This is a genomic window from Pseudomonas lactucae (genome assembly GCF_036688725.1).
Lineage (GTDB): Bacteria > Pseudomonadota > Gammaproteobacteria > Pseudomonadales > Pseudomonadaceae > Aquipseudomonas > Aquipseudomonas lactucae.
The window spans coordinates 135,712-156,103 of sequence record NZ_JAQQPT010000011.1 but is presented as its reverse complement, the minus strand read 5'-3'; the positions used below and the strand labels follow the sequence as shown (position 1 = coordinate 156,103).

The window sequence follows — 20,392 nt, the reverse complement described above, 5'->3', positions numbered from 1 at the left end:
TATGAACTATGAAAAACTGAGCCATCGCGTGGCGCCCTGGGTGCTGCCGATTCTATTGCTGGCGGTGTGGCAGTTGTCGGTGTCGGCGGGCTGGTTGTCGACGCGTATTCTGCCGGCCCCCAGTGCAGTAATTGCAGCCGGGGTCCACCTGGTGGCCAGCGGCGAAATCTGGACCCACCTGGCCATCAGCGGCTGGCGTGCGGGCCTGGGTTTTGTGATCGGTGGCAGCATCGGTCTGGCGCTGGGGTTTATTACCGGGCTGTCGGCCTGGGGCGAACGCCTGTTGGACAGTTCGGTGCAGATGATCCGCAACGTGCCGCACCTGGCGCTGATCCCGCTGGTGATCCTGTGGTTCGGGATTGACGAGACCGCAAAGATTTTCCTGGTGGCCCTCGGCACGCTGTTCCCGATTTACCTCAATACCTACCACGGCATCCGTAACGTCGACCCGGCGCTGGTGGAAATGTCGCGCAGCTACGGCTTGTCCGGTTTCAGCCTGTTCTGGCAGGTGATCCTGCCGGGGGCGCTGCCCTCGATTCTGGTGGGCGTGCGCTTTGCCCTGGGCTTTATGTGGTTGACGCTGATCGTGGCGGAAACCATCTCCGCCAGCTCGGGCATCGGTTACCTGGCGATGAACGCCCGTGAATTCCTGCAAACCGACGTGGTGGTGCTGGCCATCGTGATGTACGCGATCCTCGGCAAGCTGGCCGACCTGGCGGCGCGTGGCCTGGAGCGTGTGTGGCTGCGCTGGCACCCGGCGTATCAAGTGAAAAAAGGCGGTGCGGCATGAGTGCTCAAGAACCTGCGCGCTTGCTGAAGGGGATTCCCCTGGCGGTGCGCAAATTGCGCAAATCGTTTGGCACACGGCAAGTGCTCAAAGAGATCGATCTGCACATTCCGGCGGGCCAGTTCGTGGCGGTGGTCGGTCGTAGCGGGTGCGGCAAAAGCACTTTGCTGCGCCTGCTGGCCGGCCTGGACAAAGCCAGCGGCGGCGAGTTGCTGGCCGGTTCCGCGCCGCTCGGCGAAGCGATTGAAGATACGCGGCTGATGTTCCAGGAAGCACGTTTGCTGCCTTGGAAAAAAATCATCGACAACGTGGGCCTGGGCCTCAAGGGCGACTGGCGCCCCAAGGCTCTGCAGGCCTTGGAAGCGGTCGGCCTGGCCGAGCGCGCCAATGAATGGCCGGCGGCACTGTCCGGCGGCCAAAAACAACGGGTGGCTCTGGCCCGCGCGCTGATCCACCAACCGCGCTTGCTGTTACTCGATGAACCCCTGGGCGCGCTGGATGCCCTGACCCGCATCGAGATGCAGCAACTGATCGAAAACCTGTGGCGCAAGCACGGCTTCACCGTGTTGCTGGTGACCCACGACGTCAGCGAAGCCGTGGCGATTGCCGACCGAGTGATCCTGATCGAAGACGGCGAAATCGGCCTCGACCTGATCGTCGACCTGCCACGCCCACGGGCCCGTGGCTCCCATCGCCTGGCGGCGCTGGAAGCCGAAGTGCTCAACCGTGTGCTGTCGTTGCCCGGTACCCCGCCGGAACCCGAACCTGTTTCACCGCTGCCTACGCAACTGCGTTGGGCGCAATAACTCACTTGTCCCACGAAGGAAGAACACCATGACTATTAAAGCCATCAACGTGCGTAACCAGTTCAAAGGCACCATCAAGGAAATCGTGGTCGGCGACGTGCTGTCGGAAATCGACGTGCAGACCGCCTCCGGGATCGTCACTTCGGTGATCACCACGCGCTCGGTCAAAGAGTTGGAACTGGTGATTGGCAGTGAAGTGATTGCCTTTGTGAAATCCACTGAGGTGTCGATCGCCAAGTTGTGATTGGCCTTGAGGCCGCCATCGGGTGCAAGCCCCCTCCCACATTTTGAATGTTCACAGATCAAACTGCGGGAGGGGGCTTGCCCCCGATGAGGCCGGCCCAGTTAACGCAAGACTCAGCGTTTGGGCAGGTAGGGCGGCAGGTATAGCCCCACGTACGCATCAAACACACGCATCCCTTCTTCCGCCATGCGCGGCGTAATCAGCCCATGCTGATGCACCGAGCGCGCATACACGCGGTCGCTCAATTCCAGTGCCAGGGCAAACACATCCACGTCCGTGGGCAGGGTCGGCACTTCGAAGTGGCGGTTGAACACCGTGAGCATCAAATCCCCTAATTCCAGATCATGCTGGCGGTCGGCCTGGGTCACCTCGGTGAGGCCATGCTGGGCCAGAATTAACTGACGCGCGGCGGCGTCCTGGTCATAGATGGAGAGCATGCGCTGCTCGACGATGTAGGACAGGTCGCGCCAGTGCTTGAGTGACTCATGCTCAATGGGGGTCTGAATCGCTGCCCGGAACGCCGCGTGCACATCGGCCGTCAACGCTTGCAGCAACGCCGGTACGCTGGCGAAAAAGTGGTACACCGACGACGGCGGAATCTGCGCGCGCTCGGCCACGCTGTAGATCGACAGACCGGCCACGCCTTCGGCGGCGAGCAAGGTGCGGGCGGCGTCGAGAATCGCGTCGATCCTGGCCTGGCTGCGGGCGCGAGGTTTGCGCGGGGAGGCGGGGCGGGTGGTCATGGAAGTCTCCTACAAGGCAGCGGGCATTGTACGCAGAGGTCCATAGTTGGGAAGGGGGGCTTTTGTGCCGAGCGGGCTTGCCCCGCGCTGGGCTGCGCAGCGGCCCCAATAAAAACGCCGCATTCTGACAGGCAGAATGCGGCGTCTGGTTTCAGGGCGGCTTCGCCACCCAGCGCGGGGCAAGCTCGCTCACCACAGTCAATGCAACCGCCGGTTAAACGGTATGCAGGTACCAGTTGTACTCAAGGTCGGAGATGGAGTGTTCGAACTCTTCCAGCTCACTTTCCTTGCAGGCGACGAAGATATCGATGTATTTAGGATCGATGTACTTGGCCATCACCTCGCTGTCGTCCAGCTCGCGCAGGGCATCGCGCAGGTTGTTCGGCAGGCTTTGCTCGTTCTGCTCGTAGCTGTTGCCTTCCACGGGCGCGCCCGGTTCGATCTTGTTGGTCAGACCGTGATGCACACCCGCCAGGACCGAAGCCATCAGCAGGTAAGGGTTGGCATCGGCGCCGGCCACACGGTGTTCGATACGTACGGCGTCGGACGAGCCGGTCGGTACGCGAATCGCCACGGTGCGGTTGTCCAGGCCCCAGCACGGCGAGTTGGGCACGTAGAACTGTGCGCCGAAACGACGGTAGGAGTTGACGTTGGGGCACAGGAACGCCATCTGGGCGGGTAGGGTCTCCAGCACACCGCCGATCGCGTGACGCAATGCGGCGTTCTGCTCGGGATCCTCGCTGGCGAAGATGTTCTTGCCGTCCTTGTCCAGGATCGAAATGTGCACGTGCAGACCGTTGCCCGCCTGGCCTGGGTAAGGCTTGGCCATGAAGGTGGTGTCCATCTCATGGTCGTAGGCGATGTTCTTGATCAGGCGCTTGAGCAGTACCGCGTAGTCGCAGGCCTTGATCGGGTCGGCCACGTGGTGCAGGTTCACTTCGAACTGCGCCGGGGCACTTTCCTTGACGATGGCGTCGGCCGGGATGCCTTGCTCTTTGGCACCTTCCAGGATGTCCTGGAGGCAGTCGACGTATTCGTCGAGGTCGTCGATCAGGTAGACCTGTGTCGAGTGCGGGCGTTTGCCGGAGATCGGCGAGCGTGGCGGTTGTGGGCGGCCGTTCACGTTCTCCTGGTCGATCAGGTAGAACTCAAGCTCGAAGGCGGCGCAGATGGTCAGGCCCATGTCATCGAACTTGCTGACGACTTGGCGGAGTACTTCGCGCGGATCGGCGAAGAAGGGTTCACCTTCAAGTTCGTGCATGGTCATCAGCAATTGCGCGGTAGGGCGCTTTTGCCAGGGCTCATTGCACAGGGTGTCGGGGATTGGATAACAGATTCGGTCAGCATCACCGATGTCCAGGCCCAGGCCGGTGCTTTCCACCGTCGAGCCGTTGATATCCAGGGCAAATAAAGAGGCAGGCAGGTTAATGCCCTTCTCGTAAACCTTGTGGAGGCTGGTGCGTTCGATGCGCTTGCCGCGCACCACACCATTCATATCCGCAATTAGAAGGTCTACGTACAGAACCTCAGGATGATCCTTAAGGAACGCGTTCGCTTCGTTAAGCTGAACGGCACGCGGGGGTACCGACATGATGCAACACCTTTGTTGTTAAAAATATCAATCATTGATCTTTTCTGGTTTCAGTCAACCCGAACGGCATGCCGAAGTCAAGCGAGGCCTTTTTTGCCCTAAAAAAGCGCTGCGAAGGCTTTTTTGGGGCTTTTTAGGGCGATTTTTTGGGTTCGATGGGCTTGGGACTCGCAGGCTTGAGCGGGCCGTGTTGTATTTTTTACGGGGGTGTTGTGTAAAAAAATGAACAAGGCTAAGCTCGATTCAAACCCATAACAGCAATAATACCGGGGTGCTTCATGTTTCACCTGCCGCCACTCGGCGTCTGCGCCTGCTTCAGCCAGGCGTTGTCCGCAGTCCGTTCATCCCGCGTGAATGCTCATGCACCGGCCAATATTCTTGACGGCCAGTCCCGCCTCTCCGTTGCCCTCTCATTCGTCACTGACCGGCCCTCATCGAGCGCGCCGATCAAGATTACGCACAACTTTGGCGTGAGGAATGCAACGCTGCAGCAAATGGCAGGTAAGCTCCTACCTCGAACGAAAAAACGACGCGGATGCTGCGTCAACCAACGCCTGGCCTTTAATGGATGCCAGGAAACCCAGCCCAGAGGCATTTATGAGTAACAACCTCGACCAGCTCACCGATTGGTTGAAAGACCACAAGATCACAGAAGTCGAATGCATGATTGGCGACCTCACCGGCATCACCCGGGGCAAGATCTCGCCGACCAACAAATTCATCGCCGAAAAAGGCATGCGCCTGCCCGAAAGCGTGCTGTTGCAGACCGTGACCGGCGACTATGTCGAAGACGACATCTATTACGAATTGCTCGACCCGGCCGACATCGACATGATCTGCCGCCCCGACCAGAATGCGGTGTTCCTGGTGCCCTGGGCCATCGAGCCGACCGCCCAGGTGATCCACGACACCTACGACAAGCAAGGCAACCCGATCGAGCTGTCGCCGCGCAACGTACTCAAGAAAGTCCTCAAGCTCTACGCCGACAAAGGCTGGCAGCCCATCGTGGCGCCGGAGATGGAGTTCTACCTGACCAAGCGCTGCGAAGACCCGGACTTCCCGCTGCAACCGCCGATCGGCCGTTCCGGGCGCCCGGAGACCGGCCGCCAGTCCTTCTCTATTGAAGCCGCCAACGAATTCGACCCGCTGTTCGAAGACGTCTACGACTGGTGCGAACTGCAGGAGCTGGACCTCGACACCCTGATCCACGAAGACGGCACCGCGCAGATGGAAATCAACTTCCGTCACGGCGACGCGCTGTCCCTGGCCGACCAGATCCTGGTGTTCAAGCGCACCATGCGTGAAGCCGCGCTCAAGCACGACGTGGCCGCCACCTTCATGGCCAAGCCGATGACCGGCGAGCCCGGCAGCGCGATGCACCTGCACCAGAGCATCATCGACATCGCCACCGGCAAGAATGTCTTCTCCAATGAAGACGGGACCATGAGCCAGCTGTTCCTCAACCACATTGGCGGCCTGCAGAAATTCATTCCCGAATTGCTGCCATTATTTGCACCCAACGTGAACTCGTTCCGCCGCTTCCTGCCCGATACCTCGGCGCCGGTGAACGTGGAATGGGGCGAAGAAAACCGCACCGTCGGCCTGCGCGTACCGGATGCCGGCCCGCAGAACCGCCGTGTGGAAAACCGCCTGCCGGGCGCTGACGCCAACCCGTACCTGGCGATTGCCGCCAGCTTGTTGTGCGGCTACATCGGCATGGTCGAAGGCCACAACCCAAGCGCGCCGGTAGTGGGCCGGGGTTATGAGCGACGCAACCTGCGCCTGCCGTTGACCATCGAAGACGCCCTGGAACGCATGGAAAACAGCAAGACCATCGAGAAATACCTGGGTCAGAAATTCATCACAGGCTATGTCGCGGTCAAGCGGGCCGAGCATGAAAACTTCAAGCGCGTGATCAGTTCGTGGGAGCGGGAATTCCTGCTCTTTGCCGTCTGATGCGCCGGGCGCGCTGCCTGCACAGCGCGCCCTTCACTGAAAAGTCTAGGAGATCGGTATGTCCAGCAACAACCCGCAAACCCGTGAATGGCAAGCCTTGAGCAGTGATCACCACCTGGCGCCGTTCAGCGACTTCAAGCAATTGAAAGAGAAAGGCCCACGGATCATCACCAAAGCCCACGGCGTGTACTTGTGGGACAGCGAAGGCAACAAGATCCTCGACGGCATGGCCGGCCTGTGGTGCGTGGCGATCGGTTACGGTCGCGATGAACTGGCCGACGCCGCCGCCAAACAGATGAAAGAACTGCCGTACTACAACCTGTTCTTCCAGACCGCTCACCCGCCGGTGCTGGAGCTGGCCAAGGCCATTGCAGGCGTTGCGCCCGCCGGCATGAACCACGTGTTCTTTACCGGTTCCGGCTCCGAAGGCAACGACACCATGTTGCGCATGGTCCGCCACTACTGGGCGATCAAAGGCCAGCCGAACAAGAAAACCATCATCAGCCGCAAGAATGGCTACCACGGCTCCACCGTGGCCGGCGCCAGCCTGGGCGGCATGACGTATATGCATGAACAGGGCGACTTGCCGATTCCGGGCATCACCCACATCGCCCAGCCGTACTGGTTCGGCGAAGGTGGCAACATGAGCCCCGACGAATTCGGCACCTGGGCCGCCAACCAGTTGGAAGAAAAGATCCTGGAACTGGGCGTGGACACCGTCGGTGCCTTTATTGCCGAGCCGATCCAGGGCGCCGGTGGTGTGATCGTGCCGCCCGACACCTACTGGCCGCGCATCAAGGAAATCCTCGCCAAGTACGACATCCTGTTTGTCGCCGACGAGGTGATCTGCGGGTTCGGCCGTACCGGTGAGTGGTTCGGTAGCGACTTCTACGACCTCAAGCCGCACATGATGACCATCGCCAAGGGACTCACCTCGGGTTACATCCCCATGGGTGGCCTGATCGTGCGCGACGACGTGGTAGCCGTGCTCAACGAAGGCGGTGATTTCAACCACGGCTTCACCTACTCCGGCCATCCGGTGGCGGCGGCGGTGGCCCTGGAAAACATCCGCATCATGCGCGATGAAAAAATCGTCAGTCGGGTTCATGACGAAACGGCACCGTATTTGCAAAAGCGCCTGAGGGAGCTGGCTGATCATCCGTTGGTGGGCGAAGTTCGCGGTGTGGGCATGCTCGGTGCAATCGAGCTGGTTCAGGACAAGGCCACCCGCAAACGTTATGAAGGCAAGGGCGTGGGCATGATTTGCCGCAACTTCTGCTTCAACAACGGGCTGATCATGCGCGCCGTCGGCGACACCATGATCATTTCTCCGCCGCTGGTGATCAGCAAGGCCGAAATCGATGAGCTGGTGACCAAGGCGCGTACGTGCCTGGACCTGACTTTGGCGGCGTTGCAGGGCTAAGTGCTAGGCTCAGTGCGCGGTGGCTTTTGATGCTGCGTCTGGGCAGTTAGAAATGTTGGGGGCCTTGGTTGAAAGCCAGCCCCTGAACTTGCCAGACTGTCGCCCTGTTTTGTTGCCCTCTGGAAGGGCCGCTGAACATAAAAGAATGTGGCCCAAAAAAGAAAAAATTGGAGCATCACCATAATGAAGGCATTAGGTTTGAAGAACGCTGGCAAGACTCTCCTCGCCTTGTCCCTGATGGGCGCAATGGCGGGCGCGGCCCAGGCGGACGATAAAGTGCTGCACGTCTACAACTGGTCCGACTACATCGCGCCGGACACCATCGCCAACTTTGAAAAAGAGTCCGGCATCAAAGTGGTGTACGACGTATTCGACAGCAACGAAACCCTCGAAGCCAAGCTGCTGGCAGGCAAGTCCGGCTACGACATCGTCGTACCGTCGAACAACTTCCTCGCCAAGCAGATCAAGGCCGGTGTCTATCAGGAACTGGACAAGTCCAAGCTGTCCAACTACAGCAACCTGAACACCTCCCTGCTCAAGGCCGTGTCGGTCAGCGACCCGGACAACAAGCACGCCTTCCCGTACATGTGGGGTTCGATCGGCATCGGCTACAACCCGGAGAAGGTCAAGGCCGCGCTGGGCGTGGACAAGATCGACTCGTGGGACGTGCTGCTCAAGCCTGAAAATATCGCCAAGCTCAAAAGCTGCGGCGTGAGCTTCCTCGATTCGCCTACCGAAATGCTGCCGGTGGCGCTGCATTACCTGGGCCTGCCAACCGACACTCAGGATAAAAAACAGCTCAAGCAAGCCGAAGACCTGTTCCTCAAGATCCGTCCTTCGATCGGCTACTTCCACTCCTCCAAGTACATTTCCGACCTCGCCAACGGCAACATCTGCGTGGCCGTGGGTTACTCGGGTGACATCCAGCAGGCCAAGTCCCGTGCGGCTGAAGCCGGTGGCAAGGTCAAAGTGGCCTACGACATTCCGAAAGAAGGCGCCGGTAGCTTCTACGACATGGTCGCCATCCCTAAGGATGCCGAAAACGTCGAGGCGGCCTACAAGTTCATGAACTATCTGCTTGAGCCGAAAGTGATGGCGGCGATCACCGACAGCGTGCGTTTCCCGAACGGTAACGAGAAGGCCACCGCACTGGTCGACAAAGACATCACCAGCGACCCGGGCATCTACCCACCCGCTGATGTGCAGGCCAAGCTCTACGCCATTGCTGACCTGCCCGCTGCCACTCAACGTGAAATGACGCGCAGCTGGACCAAGATCAAGTCCGGTAAATAAGCCGTGATACCTGTGGGAGGGGCTTGCCCCTCCCACACATTAAATGACAGAAAGTTTTGCCGGATCGGTTTATCGAGGGTAAGTTGCGCGCCGGTTTTGTTGCCGGGCAACAACTGTTAAGGCCCAACTATTTAAGAGGACCTCCACTTGCCAATTTCTTTATTTCGCCAAGCCTTGCTGGTGGGCGCGGGTATCACGCTGGCTGTCAGCGTGCAGGCCGCCCCTACGGTGCATATTTATAACTGGTCGGACTACATCGGCCCCGACACCCTGGCCAACTTCGAAAAGGCCACCGGTATCAAGCCCGTGTATGACGTGTTTGACTCCAACGAAACCCTGGAAGGCAAGCTGCTGGCCGGGCGTACCGGTTACGACGTGGTGGTGCCGTCCAACCACTTCCTCGGCAAGCAGATCAAGGCCGGGGCGTTCCAGAAGCTGGACCGGTCGCTGCTGACCAACTACGCCAACCTTGACCCGACGCTGCTCAAGCGTCTGGAGAAGAACGACCCAGGCAACCAGTACGCAGTGCCGTACCTGTGGGGCACCAACGGCATCGGCTACAACGTCGACAAAGTGAAGCAAGTGCTGGGCGTCGACCATATCGATTCCTGGGCGGTGCTGTTCGAGCCGGAAAACATGAAGAAGCTGGCCACCTGCGGCGTGTCCTTCATGGACTCGGCCGATGAAATGCTGCCGGCGGTGCTCAACTACATGGGGCTTAACCCTAACAGCACCAACCCGGACGACTACAAAAAAGCTGAAGAAAAGCTGCTCAAAGTGCGGCCCTACGTGACCTACTTCCATTCCTCCAAATACATCTCGGACCTGGCCAACGGCAACATCTGCGTGGCCGCCGGGTTCTCCGGCGATGTGTTCCAGGCCAAGGCGCGCGCAAGCGAAGCAGGCAAAGGCGTGAACATCGCCTATGTCATTCCGAAAGAAGGCGGCAACCTGTGGTTTGACGTACTGGCGATTCCCAAGGATGCGACCAACGTCAAGCAAGCCCATGCCTTCATTAACTATTTGCTGCAACCTGAGGTCATCGCTCAGGTCAGTGATCAAGTCGGTTACGCCAACCCTAACCCAGGGGCGGACAAACTGATGGAGCAATCGATACGCACCGACGCAGCGGTTTACCCACCGCAGGCGGTTCTCGATCGGACATTCGTCAACTTCGAGCTACCCCCGAACGTGCAACGCTTGATGACCCGTAGCTGGACCAAGGTCAAGACGGGCAAGTAAGGCTCAAACTATCCTGGGTTCGCCCGCCTCGGGCGAACTGCACTGTTTTTTTTGGGAGTTTCGTAAATGGCAGTTGCCTCCGGCGCCTATAAGAAAGCCCTCGAAGGCGACCAGACACCTAAGAAGGTGCTGGTCAAAATCGACCGGGTCACAAAGAAGTTCGACGAGACGATTGCCGTGGACGACGTGTCCCTGGAAATCAAGAAAGGCGAGATTTTCGCCTTGCTCGGCGGTTCGGGTTCGGGCAAGTCCACCTTGTTGCGCATGCTCGCAGGCTTCGAGCGCCCAACCGAAGGTCGTATCTACCTCGACGGTGTGGACATCACCGATATGCCGCCCTACGAGCGGCCGATCAACATGATGTTCCAGTCCTACGCCCTGTTCCCACACATGACCGTGGCGCAGAACATTGCCTTCGGCCTGCAACAGGACAAGATCCCCAAGGCCGAGGTCGACGCCCGCGTGGCCGAGATGCTCAAGCTGGTGCAGATGAGCCAGTACGCCAAGCGCAAGCCGCACCAGTTGTCCGGCGGCCAGCGTCAGCGGGTGGCCCTGGCGCGTTCCCTGGCCAAACGCCCGAAACTGCTGCTGCTCGATGAGCCGATGGGCGCATTGGACAAGAAGCTGCGCTCGCAGATGCAGCTTGAGCTGGTAGAGATCATCGAGCGCGTCGGCGTGACCTGCGTGATGGTGACCCACGACCAGGAAGAGGCCATGACCATGGCCGAGCGCATCGCGATCATGCACCTGGGCTGGATCGCGCAGATCGGCAGCCCCATCGACATCTACGAAACGCCTACCAGCCGCCTGGTGTGCGAGTTCATCGGCAACGTCAACATCTTCGACACCCAGGTGGTGGACGACGCCGAAGGCCACGCGGTGCTCAAATGCCCGGACCTGGACCGCGACATCTACGTGGGCTACGGCATCGCCACTGCGGTGGAAGACAAGTCGGTGACCTACGCGATCCGCCCGGAAAAACTGCTGGTAACCACCGAAATGCCGACCTGCGAGCACAACTGGTCCAGCGGCAAGGTGCACGACATCGCCTACCTGGGCGGCCACTCGGTGTTCTACGTGGAGTTGCCGAGCGGCAAGCTGGTGCAGTCTTTCGTGGCCAACGCCGAGCGCCGTGGCCAGCGGCCGACCTGGGGTGACCAGGTCTATGTGTGGTGGGAAGACGACAGCGGCGTGGTACTTCGCTCATGAACACAAAAAAGCTCAAGCGGCGCTTGCAGCGCATCGTCCCCAGCGGCAAGCAGGTGGTCATCGGGATACCGTTCCTGTGGCTGTTCCTGTTTTTCGCCCTGCCGTTTTTCATCGTACTGAAAATCAGCTTTGCCGAAGCCGACGTGGCGATCCCGCCGTATACCGAGATCTACACCTACGTCGAGCAAAAGCTGCAGGTGGTACTGAACCTGGCCAACTACAGCCTGTTGGCGGGGGATGAGCTGTACATCTCCGCCTACCTGGGCTCGCTGAAAATGGCGTTCTTCAGCACGTTGCTGTGCCTGCTGATCGGCTACCCGATGGCCTACGCCATTGCCACCGCGCGCAAAGAGATGCAGACCGTGCTGGTGCTGCTGATCATGATGCCGACCTGGACCGCGATTCTGATCCGCGTGTATGCGTGGATGGGCATCCTCAGCAACAACGGTTTGCTCAATGGCTTCCTGATGTCCATGGGGCTGATCAGCGAGCCGCTGCAGATCCTCAACACCAACATCGCGGTGTATATCGGCGTGGTCTATTCGTACCTGCCGTTCATGATCCTGCCGCTGTACGCCAACCTGGTGAAGCACGACCAGAGTCTGCTGGAAGCTGCATCAGACCTGGGTTCGAGTACCTTCAACAGCTTTTGGAAGATCACCGTGCCGCTGTCCAAGAACGGCATCATCGCCGGTTGCATGCTGGTGTTTATCCCGGTGGTGGGCGAGTTCGTGATCCCGGAACTGCTCGGCGGGCCGGAAACCCTGATGATCGGTAAAGTGCTGTGGCAAGAATTCTTCAACAACCGTGACTGGCCGGTGGCGTCTGCCCTGGCGGTGGTGATGCTGGCGATCCTGATTGTGCCGATCATCCTGTTTAACCGCAGCCAAGCCAAAGAGATGGAGGGCAAGATATGAAGCGCGTCAGTTTCTCAAGCTTCATGCTGGTGGCGGGGTTGTTGTTTATCTACCTGCCGATGCTGATTCTGGTGATCTACTCGTTCAACGAATCCAAACTGGTGACGGTGTGGGGCGGCTGGTCGATCAAGTGGTACGTCGGCTTGCTGGACAACACCCAACTGATGGGCTCGGTGGCGCGCTCCCTGGAAATCGCCTGCTATACGGCGGTCGCAGCGGTAGCGCTGGGTACCTTGGCCGCGTTCGTGCTGACGCGCATCAGCCAGTTCAAGGGCCGCACGCTGTTCGGCGGCCTGGTGACCGCGCCGCTGGTGATGCCGGAAGTGATCACCGGTCTGTCGCTGTTGCTGCTGTTCGTGGCCATGGCGCAGATGATCGGCTGGCCCCAGGAGCGTGGCATTGTCACCATCTGGATCGCCCACACCACGTTCTGCGCGGCGTATGTGGCGGTGGTGGTGTCGGCGCGTTTGCGTGAGCTGGACCTGTCGATCGAAGAAGCGGCGATGGACCTGGGCGCGCGGCCGTGGAAGGTGTTCTTCCTGATCACCATCCCGATGATTGCGCCGTCGCTGGCGGCGGGCGGGATGATGTCGTTCGCGCTGTCCCTGGATGACCTGGTATTGGCCAGCTTCGTGTCGGGCCCGGGCTCGACCACCTTGCCGATGGAAGTGTTCTCGGCGGTGCGTCTTGGGGTCAAACCCGAGATCAACGCCGTGGCCAGCCTGATCTTGCTGGCGGTGTCGCTGGTGACTTTCCTGGTGTGGTTCTTCAGCCGTCGTGCCGAAGAGCACCGCAAGAAGGCCATTCAGCAAGCCATCGAAGAAGCCGCCGCCGATGGCTGGCAGCAACCGGACAAGCGCCGCGCTCCAGCGCCGGTCTAAAGGCCTGCGCTATCCAAATGTGGGAGGGGCAAGCCCCCTCTCACAATTTTGGCCGCATTCCAGAGTGGTTATGCAGCCCACGGCGACTTGCGAATCACCTGCACAAAATTCATCGGCTTGAACCCCGGCTCCTGATCCACCAGCACATCGGTCTTCACGTTACCGAACGTAGTCTGCGGGCGATGGCGTAAACCGTCGGCAAAGGCGCAGATGATGCACTCCTTGAACCCTTCGCCGCGTGGATGCGCATGCACCACGGCTTGACGCTGCTCGGTGGTAAACGCGGCGTAGTCCATGCCCAGCACATCCATCTCGACGCCCGCGGTTACCAGGGCTACCGTTGGGCGCAAGTATTGCGGTACGCCGGGCGTGGTGTGCAGAGCGATGGATAGCCACACTTGTTCGATATCGTCATCGCTCAACCCGTAAGGCCTGAGGAACGCCGCTGCCGCGTTGGCGCCGTCCACTTCGAAGCGGTCGTTGTCACTGCGATGACCTGCCACCAGGCCAAGGTCATGGAACATCGCGCCGACGTAGAGCAACTCGGGGTTGTAGGCCAACTGCTTGCGTTCACCGCTCAATGCACCGAACAGAAAGACTCGGCGTGAGTGGTGGTAGAGCAGGTCGGATTCGATGTCGCGAATGTACTCGGTGGTGGCCTTGGCCAGGGCGCTGTCAGGGATCTTGATACCGGCGATGGTGGTGCTCATGGTGGTTCTCCTCTGGAAAGTAGCCAGTCTGGTCGCGCGCCCACGAAGCGGCCATGGCGACGAGGGTGCGATCCCGGCCAATCTGCCGCCACATCGTGCCAAGTGGAACGCTCAAAGGAGATCATTGTGGGAGCGGGCTTGCTCGCGAAAGCGGTATGTCAGTTAATGCATGTGTTGACTGAACAACCGCATTCGCGAGCAAGCCCGCTCCCACAGGTGTTTTGCCTCTATTCAGTCAGGTAAAGGTATTTGTGAGCATGCACAAGGCTGTCGCCATCCTGATCTTCCCCGGCGTCCAGTCACTGGATGTGACCGGGCCCATGGACGTGTTCTGCGAGGCCAACCGCTTCCTGGCGCCGCAAGACCATTACCAACTGGAAGTCATCGGCTTCGGGCATGGCAGCATGGCCGCTTCCAATGGTTTGTCCTTGCAGGCTCATAGGCATTACAGCGAAGCCCTGCAGGCCTACGACCTGTTGCTGGTGGCCGGCGGCCCGCAACTGCCGTTCGAGGATTTCGGCGCTCAATTCGACGATTGGCTGCGTGGCGCCGCCGCTCGGGCACGGCGTTTCGGTTCGATCTGCAACGGCGCCTTCACGCTGGCGCGCGCCGGGTTACTGGATGGAAAAACCGTCACGACGCATTGGAATGATGCGCCGGGCCTGGCGCGCCTGTGCCCCTCGGCTCAGGTCGACGCCGACCGTCTCTACATCCAGGACGGCAACCTCTATACCTCGGCCGGGGTGACGGCGGGCATCGACTTGTCGCTTTACCTGCTGGCCCAGGACCATGGCCCGGAAGTGGCCTTGAGCGTGGCCAAGCGCCTGGTGGTGTTCACCCAGCGTTCGGGTGGGCAGTCGCAGTTCAGCCCGTTTCTTTCGCCCCACGCCGAAACCACCTCGGCGGTAGCGCGGGTGCAATTGTATGTATTGGCAAACCTGACGGGCGACCTGACCATCGGCGACCTGGCCAAGGCAGCCAATATGAGCGCACGCAATTTCTCCCGAGTGTTTGCCCGCGAGGCACGCATCACGCCAGCAGAGTTTGTCGAAAGAGCACGGGTGGACGCGGCGCGAGTGATGCTCGAAAGCCCCCACGCGCCGCTGAAAACCGTTGCCTATCAATGTGGCTTTCGCGATGCCCAGCACATGCGCAGTGTGTTCAATCGCCGGCTGGGCGTGACACCGCAACAGTTCAGGCTCAATTTTGCGGCGCCGGTTTGAGCGTGTCGTAGGCTTCCAGCGCGCGCAGCGAGTAGATGTACGCCGCGCCGGCGTTCAGTGAGATCGCGGTGGCGAGGGTGGCGGCGACTTCTTCGCGGGTGGCGCCGGCCTTGATCGCGGCGTCGGCATGCACGCCGATGCAGCCGTCGCAGCGGGTGGTGATGGCCACGGCTATGGAGATCAGCTCACGGGTCTTGGCGTCGAGTACGTTGTTTTCCTCGGCGGCTTCGCCCAGCGCCATGTAGGCTTTGACCATCTTCGGGTTGCTCTTGCCCAGCGCGCCAAAGGCTTTCTTCACGGTAGGCAGCAAGTCGGACCAGTTATTGAACATTGCGGTTACTCCTGAACAGGTTGGGTGTGAAGCCAGTGTGTGCCGTTCGGGATTCGCGTTATTGTTCAATCCGCTCATCTTTTTGACCGATGCTCGCAATGAACTCGATCGACACCCTTATCGCGCTGGCCAACCTGCGCGGCAGTCTGGATTTGCGCTGCCAGTTCCAGGGCGAGTGGGCACTGGACCATGCGCCGGAAAACCTCGGCGTGGCGCCGTATCACATCGTGCTCAGCGGCACTTGCCGCGCCGAGTTATCGAGCGGGCAACAGGTGACCCTGGAGGAGGGCGATATCCTGCTGATGCCCGGCGGTGCCACGCATTTACTGCGCAGCCAGGGCGCACGGATTCGGCCGATGCAGCCGCGGGTGATCGACGGCGGGTTGCTGCCGATTCATCGCCTGGGCGGCGACCGGCCGGAGGTGGACATGCTCTGCGGCAGCTTTCACTACAACCGCCAGTCGCTGTTGTTCGCGGCGTTGCCGCAGTTTCTGGTGGTGTCCAGCCGTCAATGGCAGGCCGACGGGCAACTGGCGGCCTTGATCGCCTTGCTGCGCAGTGAGGCGGACGGCCAGCAACTGGGTGCCCGGACCTTTATCGATGCGCTGTCGTCGGCGTTGTTTACCCTGATCCTGCGCGGCTGGCTGGCCCGCGAGACGCCGCTGGCGGGCACGCTCGGGCTGCTCGTCGACAAACGCCTGAGCAAGGCCTTGCAGATGATGCTGGCCGATCCCGGGCACGCGTGGAGCATCGACAGCCTGGCCGAAGCTGCCAGCATGTCGCGGGCCACGTTTATGCGAGCGTTTGTCAACGTCGCGGATGTATCGCCGTGGGTGCTGCTGACGCGGTTACGCATGGAGCTGGCGTTCAACCTGCTGCACCAGTCACACCTGAGCCTGCTGGATATCGCCGCCCAGGTGGGTTACCAGTCCCAGGCGGCGTTCAGCAAGAAATTCAAGGAGATCTACGGCGAGGCGCCGGGGCGTTTGCGGGCGCGGTAGTCGCCTCGACGCCGCTCCCAAAGGTAGGGTTAGCGGGCAGGCAGCAGCTTTAACGTGCCACGGGCGTTCGCGGTGACTTCCTCATCAGTGAAGTGTGCCTGTTCGTAACCGCCCTCGATGTAGGTTTGCGCCTGGTCGCCGTAGTGGCGGTCAAACGGCACACCGCTTTGCCCCACCGGGTTGATGGTCAAGGCGTGGGCCGCGTCGGCGAAGTCGATCAGGCGGCGAGTCGAGGGGCCATAGGTCACCGGCCACGGTGCCGGGCCGATAGCGGCCGACTGGTTGTTCGGTACTTCGTGGGTGCCGGGGGCCGGGAAGGGGCCAACATTGAAGATCATGTCCAAGGGCGTTTGTGAACCCAATGGATGGCCATGGGTGAGGGTATGCGCCGTGCCCCATTGCCATTGGGCGGGATCGTCGCCGAACGTGGCCTTGAGATGCGCGAGGCTGTTGTCCCAGGCGAGCTTGACGGCGTCGGCGCGTTTGCCGTCCCACCAGGGCGAGGCCGGATCGGCGGCCAGGCGGGGCAGGGCGGCGTCGATCACGCGGGTGCCGAGCAGGGTCTTGAACAGGTTGTCGCCAAGCTTGGGGTGGAAGGCGGCATCGGTCAGGTTGAACAGGAACTGGTTGAACAGCGTGGCGCTGATGGAATCCAGCGGGTAGTCACCCTTCCAGCTTGCAAGCTGTTCCACCAGTTTGCGCTGCGCCGGGTCCTTGACCACTTCGCGCAGCACCGGCAACAGCGGCGCCAGCAGGCGCGGGCCGAAGGCGGTGGTGGTGCCCAGTTGCAAGGCCTGGCTGTTGTTCACGTCCCACTTCACGCTTTTGTCGCTCAATTGCGCGTTCAACTGCTGGCCTCGGTCGGCCAGGTTGTAATAGCCGGGGATCTCAATGCCGGCGGGCGATACGGGCTGGGCATTGGCCGATACCACATAACCGCGCGCCGGGTTCTCTTCCTGAGGGTTGGCACTGAAGGGGTAGAAGCCCAGCTTGTCGGCCTGGGCGGTGCTACCGTCGAGGATAAACCCCGGGTTGGCGCCGGCCGGGCGGATTGGCAATTGCGCCGCTGCCCACCAGCCGATATCGCCCTTGGCATTGGCCCATACGATATTCAACCCAGGAGCGGAGACCTTGGCCGCGGCCGCCCGGGCCTTGGCCAGGGTATCGGCGCGGTTGAGCTGGTAGAAACCTTCGAGGATCGGGTTCTGGGTGTCGAGGAACGCCCACCACATGGCGATTGGCGTGTTGCCGGCGTTCTCGCCGAGTACGTCATTGATGATCGGCCCGTGGGGCGACCGGCGCAGGGTAAGCGTGACCGGTGCCTGGCCCTTCACCGCGATCTGTTGTTCGCTGCTGGTCATGTCGACCCACTGGTCGTGGTACCAGACCTGGTTGGGGTTGGCCGGGTTGACCTTTTCAGCGATCAGGTCGAGGTCGTCGTTCTGGAACATGGTCAGGCTCCAGCCGAAGTCCAGGTTGTGCCCCAGGAACGCCACCGGCACCAGCGCGTTGTGATAGCCATACAGCTCGAAGCCCGGCGCCGACAGTTGGGCTTCGTACCATACCGATGGCACCGAGAAGCGAATATGCGGATCGCCCGCCAGCAATGGTTTGCCGCTTTTGGTGCGGCTGCCGCTGATGGCCCAGGCGTTGCTGCCTTCGAACTGCGGCAAGCCATTGTCGGCCAGGGCCTGGTCGCTCAGGGCTGCAAGGGCGCCAAGGGTTTGCCAGTCGCTGGCGGCCAGGTTCAACGCACCTTTGGGTTGCCAGTCGAGGTCGAAGACTTTCAGGTAATCGCTGCCCAATTGATCGCGTATGTAAGTCAGCAACGGCTCGGTACGAAACGCGGCGGCAAAACTGTAGGCCAGGTAACCGGCGACGCTGATGGTGTCTTCGGCGGTGAATCGGCGCTTGGGGATGCCCAGCACGTCGAACTCCATCGGGCTGACGTGGCTGTCCTGATACTGATTGATACCGTCCAGATAGGCTTGCAGAGCCTTCCACGCGGGGGACTCGTGGTCCATGTGTTCGACGTAGCTCAAGGCGCGCTCACGTATGCGCAGGCTGCGAAACAGCTTGTCGGTCTCCAGCAGCTTGGGCCCCAGCACCTCGGCCAGTTCGCCACGCGCCAGGCGCCGCATGATCTCCATCTGGAACAGACGGTCCTGGGCCTGCACGTAGCCGAGCGCGCGATACAGGTCGGTCTCGCTCTCGGCACGGATATGCGGGACGCCACGGTCGTCATAGCGCACGGTGACCGAGCCTTGCAGATTGGCCAGCATGACCGTGCCCTGTCGGGTCGGTTGCTTGCTGTAGACGTACCAGCCGGCGCCGAGGGCGATCAGCACCAGCAGGACTGCGAGAATCCGCAAGACGCGCTTCATGAACTTTCCTTACCTGGATGGGGACCGCGGGCTACTCCCCTTTGGGCCACGAACAATAACAGCCCACCGCCAGGGTGTGCGTGGCATTCACCTCGCGCCCGGCGGCAAGGGCTTTCAAGATCGGTTCTATAAAGCTGTTATTGGCGTTGCACGTCAATCCTTCGCTGTAGGGCCCGAAATACGCAAGCTTGCCCGAACGGTCCCAGATGCCCACGGCAGGGCTGGCCGGCACTTGGTCGGCGCCGGGCAGGGCGGTGAGGATTTTCATGTTACGAAGGTTGTCAGGCAATTGGCCGTGGCTGCCGGGTTTTCGCAGGGCATAGAAGTCGACCCCCTGGGGGGCGTACTGCTCGATCAGCTCGCCCAAGTGCTGCTGGTTGCCGACATTGCACGGGCAGGCCGGGTCCCAGAAATGCACCAGGCGGATCGGGCCTGGGCCGGCGAGCTCGGCGGGCAGCGTCAAGGGGTCTCCGGAAAACACCGCGGTGTGTTCGCTGAAGGCGCGCAGGTAGCGGCCCTGGAACCAGTCATACGCGGCCCACAGCACACCGGCGCAGAGGAGCAGGATCAGGCTGGCGAACAGGGTGGTACGGTAAGGCTGTCGCATTCGGATCTATCCTCGCAGGTCGCGTAGCTTGCCATGCTTGCCTCGACAGATGAATATCGCAGCTCGATATTCATCTTCACCGTCAGTCTGGAAGCCTTTATGCCCGTCACTTTTGACCCCGATCATCTGCGCGACAGCTTGCGACCCCTGGTGGATGCGCAACCGCTCAGCGCCGAGGCGCGGGTCTATCAGCGCTTTTATGGATTGGATCTGACGGCGCGCAAGGTGCCGGCCACAAGCCGCCTGGGGCGTTTCGAGGTGGATGGGTTCGAGGTGGTGGCACAGGTGTGGTCGCCACCCGCTCCAGTGGCGACGATGTTCATGTTCCACGGTTTCTACGACCATATGGGCCTGTACCGCCATGTGGTGGACTGGGCCTTGGACCAGGGCTTCGTGGTGATCGCCTGCGACCTGCCGGGCCATGGTTTGTCCAGCGGCGCACGGGCCAGCATCGATGATTTTGCGGTGTACCAGAACGTGGTGCAGGCGCTGTTCGCCCAGGCCCAGGCACTGCAACTGCCGCAGCCCTGGCACCTGTTTGGGCAGAGCACCGGCGGCGCGGTGGTGGTGGATCATTTGCTCCACCATGGCGCCGACAGCCCGGCCCAGGGCAAGACCTTCCTGTTATCGCCGCTGGTACGCCCACGTGCCTGGGGCTGGTCGCAAGTGAGTTATTACCTGCTGCGGCCGTTCGTCAACGGTATTGCGCGGCGGTTCAGCGAGAACACCAACGACCCTGCATTCAAACCCTTTCTGGAGGCCGACCCGCTGCAGCCGCGCCAACTGCCCACCGCCTGGGTGGGCGCGCTGTTGCGCTGGATCAAGCGGATTGAAGCCGCACCGCGCAGCCCCCGGCGGCCAGTGATCGTGCAGGGCGAGGAAGATATGACGGTGGACTGGCAGCACAATTTGCGGGTGTTGCGGAGTAAGTTTGATCAGCCTGAGGTGTTGATGCTCAAGCGCGGTCGGCACCATTTGGCGAATGAGATTGCGCAAATTCGCGATGAATATTTCAGCTTTCTCACGGATCAACTGAAGTAACAC

General features: G+C 60.9%; 20 protein-coding genes. 14 read left to right on the top strand and 6 right to left on the bottom strand.

Going from position 1 to position 20,392, the window contains the following annotated elements; genetic code table 11:
• Position 1 precedes the first annotated feature (1 nt).
• From ssuC to V6M90_RS14690, 3 genes are read left to right on the top strand one after another with little or no spacing between them, the layout of a single operon-like run.
• Positions 2 to 790, top strand: coding sequence for an aliphatic sulfonate ABC transporter permease SsuC (ssuC, locus tag V6M90_RS14700; RefSeq protein WP_078826507.1), 789 nt, complete (start codon positions 2 to 4; stop codon positions 788 to 790).
• Complete coding sequence (gene ssuB / locus V6M90_RS14695) at positions 787 to 1,593, top strand: aliphatic sulfonates ABC transporter ATP-binding protein (protein WP_003176784.1); 807 nt, start codon at positions 787 to 789, stop codon at positions 1,591 to 1,593. The genes ssuC and ssuB overlap by 4 nt, the downstream gene beginning before the upstream one ends.
• Positions 1,594 to 1,621: 28 nt before the next feature.
• Complete coding sequence (locus V6M90_RS14690) at positions 1,622 to 1,837, top strand: TOBE domain-containing protein (RefSeq protein WP_003176783.1); 216 nt, start codon at positions 1,622 to 1,624, stop codon at positions 1,835 to 1,837.
• Positions 1,838 to 1,950: 113 nt separating this feature from the next.
• On the opposite strand, the gene V6M90_RS14685 is transcribed toward V6M90_RS14690, so the two are convergent.
• A complete protein-coding gene (locus V6M90_RS14685) occupies positions 1,951 to 2,580 on the bottom strand; it encodes a TetR/AcrR family transcriptional regulator (RefSeq protein ID WP_003176782.1) in 630 nt (209 codons plus the stop codon).
• A gap of 214 nt (positions 2,581 to 2,794) precedes the next feature.
• On the bottom strand, positions 2,795 to 4,171 hold the full coding sequence (locus tag V6M90_RS14680) for a glutamine synthetase family protein (RefSeq protein ID WP_003176781.1): 1,377 nt from the start codon (positions 4,169 to 4,171) through the stop codon (positions 2,795 to 2,797).
• A 278-nt stretch (positions 4,172 to 4,449) separates the two neighbouring features.
• Between V6M90_RS14680 and V6M90_RS14675 the strand changes: the two genes are divergently transcribed.
• The 8 genes from V6M90_RS14675 (at position 4,450) to V6M90_RS14640 (ending at position 13,092) form a co-directional block, all read left to right on the top strand.
• A complete protein-coding gene (locus V6M90_RS14675) occupies positions 4,450 to 4,776 on the top strand; it encodes a hypothetical protein (RefSeq protein WP_176156692.1) in 327 nt (108 codons plus the stop codon).
• Complete coding sequence (locus V6M90_RS14670; RefSeq protein ID WP_003176780.1) at positions 4,769 to 6,127, top strand: glutamine synthetase family protein; 1,359 nt, start codon at positions 4,769 to 4,771, stop codon at positions 6,125 to 6,127. The genes V6M90_RS14675 and V6M90_RS14670 overlap by 8 nt, the downstream gene beginning before the upstream one ends.
• A 58-nt stretch (positions 6,128 to 6,185) precedes the next feature.
• A complete protein-coding gene (locus V6M90_RS14665; RefSeq protein ID WP_078735122.1) occupies positions 6,186 to 7,550 on the top strand; it encodes an aspartate aminotransferase family protein in 1,365 nt (454 codons plus the stop codon).
• A gap of 198 nt (positions 7,551 to 7,748) precedes the next feature.
• Positions 7,749 to 8,843, top strand: a complete 1,095-nt coding sequence (locus V6M90_RS14660) for a polyamine ABC transporter substrate-binding protein (protein ID WP_078826740.1) — start codon at positions 7,749 to 7,751, stop codon at positions 8,841 to 8,843.
• A gap of 147 nt (positions 8,844 to 8,990) precedes the next feature.
• The gene (locus V6M90_RS14655; RefSeq protein WP_003176777.1) at positions 8,991 to 10,085 is read left to right on the top strand and encodes a polyamine ABC transporter substrate-binding protein; all 1,095 of its coding nucleotides are present in this window, start codon (positions 8,991 to 8,993) and stop codon (positions 10,083 to 10,085) included.
• Positions 10,086 to 10,151: 66 nt separating this feature from the next.
• Complete coding sequence (locus V6M90_RS14650; RefSeq protein ID WP_003176776.1) at positions 10,152 to 11,294, top strand: ABC transporter ATP-binding protein; 1,143 nt, start codon at positions 10,152 to 10,154, stop codon at positions 11,292 to 11,294.
• Positions 11,291 to 12,211 carry an ABC transporter permease subunit gene (locus V6M90_RS14645; RefSeq protein ID WP_003176775.1) on the top strand — a complete coding sequence of 307 codons (921 nt, stop codon included), beginning with the start codon at positions 11,291 to 11,293 and terminating at the stop codon, positions 12,209 to 12,211. The genes V6M90_RS14650 and V6M90_RS14645 overlap by 4 nt, the downstream gene beginning before the upstream one ends.
• On the top strand, positions 12,208 to 13,092 hold the full coding sequence (locus V6M90_RS14640; protein WP_003176774.1) for an ABC transporter permease subunit: 885 nt from the start codon (positions 12,208 to 12,210) through the stop codon (positions 13,090 to 13,092). Before V6M90_RS14645 ends, V6M90_RS14640 begins: the two co-directional genes overlap by 4 nt.
• Before the next feature lie 68 nt (positions 13,093 to 13,160).
• Here V6M90_RS14640 and V6M90_RS14635 read toward each other — a convergent pair whose 3' ends face one another.
• Positions 13,161 to 13,802: an HD domain-containing protein gene (locus V6M90_RS14635; protein ID WP_003176773.1), complete on the bottom strand. Its 642-nt coding sequence runs from the start codon at positions 13,800 to 13,802 to the stop codon at positions 13,161 to 13,163.
• Between the two features lie 257 nt (positions 13,803 to 14,059).
• Between V6M90_RS14635 and V6M90_RS14630 the strand changes: the two genes are divergently transcribed.
• Positions 14,060 to 15,025, top strand: coding sequence for a GlxA family transcriptional regulator (locus V6M90_RS14630; protein ID WP_042945447.1), 966 nt, complete (start codon positions 14,060 to 14,062; stop codon positions 15,023 to 15,025).
• Here the strand turns inward: V6M90_RS14630 and V6M90_RS14625 are convergent.
• Positions 15,003 to 15,356, bottom strand: a complete 354-nt coding sequence (locus tag V6M90_RS14625; RefSeq protein WP_003176771.1) for a carboxymuconolactone decarboxylase family protein — start codon at positions 15,354 to 15,356, stop codon at positions 15,003 to 15,005. The two genes, V6M90_RS14630 and V6M90_RS14625, sit on opposite strands and share 23 nt — an antisense overlap.
• A gap of 98 nt (positions 15,357 to 15,454) precedes the next feature.
• Here V6M90_RS14625 and V6M90_RS14620 point away from each other — a divergent pair, with 98 nt between their 5' ends.
• The gene (locus V6M90_RS14620) at positions 15,455 to 16,357 is read left to right on the top strand and encodes an AraC family transcriptional regulator (protein WP_332846719.1); all 903 of its coding nucleotides are present in this window, start codon (positions 15,455 to 15,457) and stop codon (positions 16,355 to 16,357) included.
• Positions 16,358 to 16,386: 29 nt separating this feature from the next.
• On the opposite strand, the gene V6M90_RS14615 is transcribed toward V6M90_RS14620, so the two are convergent.
• Entirely contained in the window at positions 16,387 to 18,741 is a 2,355-nt protein-coding gene (locus V6M90_RS14615; protein ID WP_003176769.1) for a penicillin acylase family protein, read from the bottom strand.
• A gap of 31 nt (positions 18,742 to 18,772) precedes the next feature.
• Positions 18,773 to 19,348 carry a DUF6436 domain-containing protein gene (locus V6M90_RS14610; protein WP_003176768.1) on the bottom strand — a complete coding sequence of 192 codons (576 nt, stop codon included), beginning with the start codon at positions 19,346 to 19,348 and terminating at the stop codon, positions 18,773 to 18,775.
• Between the two features lie 99 nt (positions 19,349 to 19,447).
• On the opposite strand from V6M90_RS14610, the gene V6M90_RS14605 reads away from it, so the two are divergent.
• A complete protein-coding gene (locus V6M90_RS14605) occupies positions 19,448 to 20,389 on the top strand; it encodes a phospholipase BipL (protein WP_042945441.1) in 942 nt (313 codons plus the stop codon).
• Positions 20,390 to 20,392 lie beyond the last annotated feature (3 nt).

Excerpts from the sequence above, each read along its gene's own strand:
- V6M90_RS14645 (WP_003176775.1), top strand. The coding sequence starts at position 11,291 with ATGAACACAAAAAAGCTCAAGCGGCGCTTGCAGCGCATCGTCCCCAGC.
- V6M90_RS14605 (WP_042945441.1), top strand. The coding sequence starts at position 19,448 with ATGCCCGTCACTTTTGACCCCGATCATCTGCGCGACAGCTTGCGACCC.
- V6M90_RS14665 (WP_078735122.1), top strand. The coding sequence starts at position 6,186 with ATGTCCAGCAACAACCCGCAAACCCGTGAATGGCAAGCCTTGAGCAGT.
- V6M90_RS14625 (WP_003176771.1), bottom strand. The coding sequence starts at position 15,356 with ATGTTCAATAACTGGTCCGACTTGCTGCCTACCGTGAAGAAAGCCTTT.
- ssuB (WP_003176784.1), top strand. The coding sequence starts at position 787 with ATGAGTGCTCAAGAACCTGCGCGCTTGCTGAAGGGGATTCCCCTGGCG.
- V6M90_RS14635 (WP_003176773.1), bottom strand. The coding sequence starts at position 13,802 with ATGAGCACCACCATCGCCGGTATCAAGATCCCTGACAGCGCCCTGGCC.
- V6M90_RS14680 (WP_003176781.1), bottom strand. The coding sequence starts at position 4,171 with ATGTCGGTACCCCCGCGTGCCGTTCAGCTTAACGAAGCGAACGCGTTC.
- V6M90_RS14690 (WP_003176783.1), top strand. The coding sequence starts at position 1,622 with ATGACTATTAAAGCCATCAACGTGCGTAACCAGTTCAAAGGCACCATC.
- ssuC (WP_078826507.1), top strand. The coding sequence starts at position 2 with ATGAACTATGAAAAACTGAGCCATCGCGTGGCGCCCTGGGTGCTGCCG.
- V6M90_RS14620 (WP_332846719.1), top strand. The coding sequence starts at position 15,455 with ATGAACTCGATCGACACCCTTATCGCGCTGGCCAACCTGCGCGGCAGT.
- V6M90_RS14610 (WP_003176768.1), bottom strand. The coding sequence starts at position 19,348 with ATGCGACAGCCTTACCGTACCACCCTGTTCGCCAGCCTGATCCTGCTC.
- V6M90_RS14650 (WP_003176776.1), top strand. The coding sequence starts at position 10,152 with ATGGCAGTTGCCTCCGGCGCCTATAAGAAAGCCCTCGAAGGCGACCAG.
- V6M90_RS14640 (WP_003176774.1), top strand. The coding sequence starts at position 12,208 with ATGAAGCGCGTCAGTTTCTCAAGCTTCATGCTGGTGGCGGGGTTGTTG.
- V6M90_RS14630 (WP_042945447.1), top strand. The coding sequence starts at position 14,060 with ATGCACAAGGCTGTCGCCATCCTGATCTTCCCCGGCGTCCAGTCACTG.
- V6M90_RS14670 (WP_003176780.1), top strand. The coding sequence starts at position 4,769 with ATGAGTAACAACCTCGACCAGCTCACCGATTGGTTGAAAGACCACAAG.
- V6M90_RS14675 (WP_176156692.1), top strand. The coding sequence starts at position 4,450 with ATGTTTCACCTGCCGCCACTCGGCGTCTGCGCCTGCTTCAGCCAGGCG.
- V6M90_RS14615 (WP_003176769.1), bottom strand. The coding sequence starts at position 18,741 with ATGAAGCGCGTCTTGCGGATTCTCGCAGTCCTGCTGGTGCTGATCGCC.
- V6M90_RS14685 (WP_003176782.1), bottom strand. The coding sequence starts at position 2,580 with ATGACCACCCGCCCCGCCTCCCCGCGCAAACCTCGCGCCCGCAGCCAG.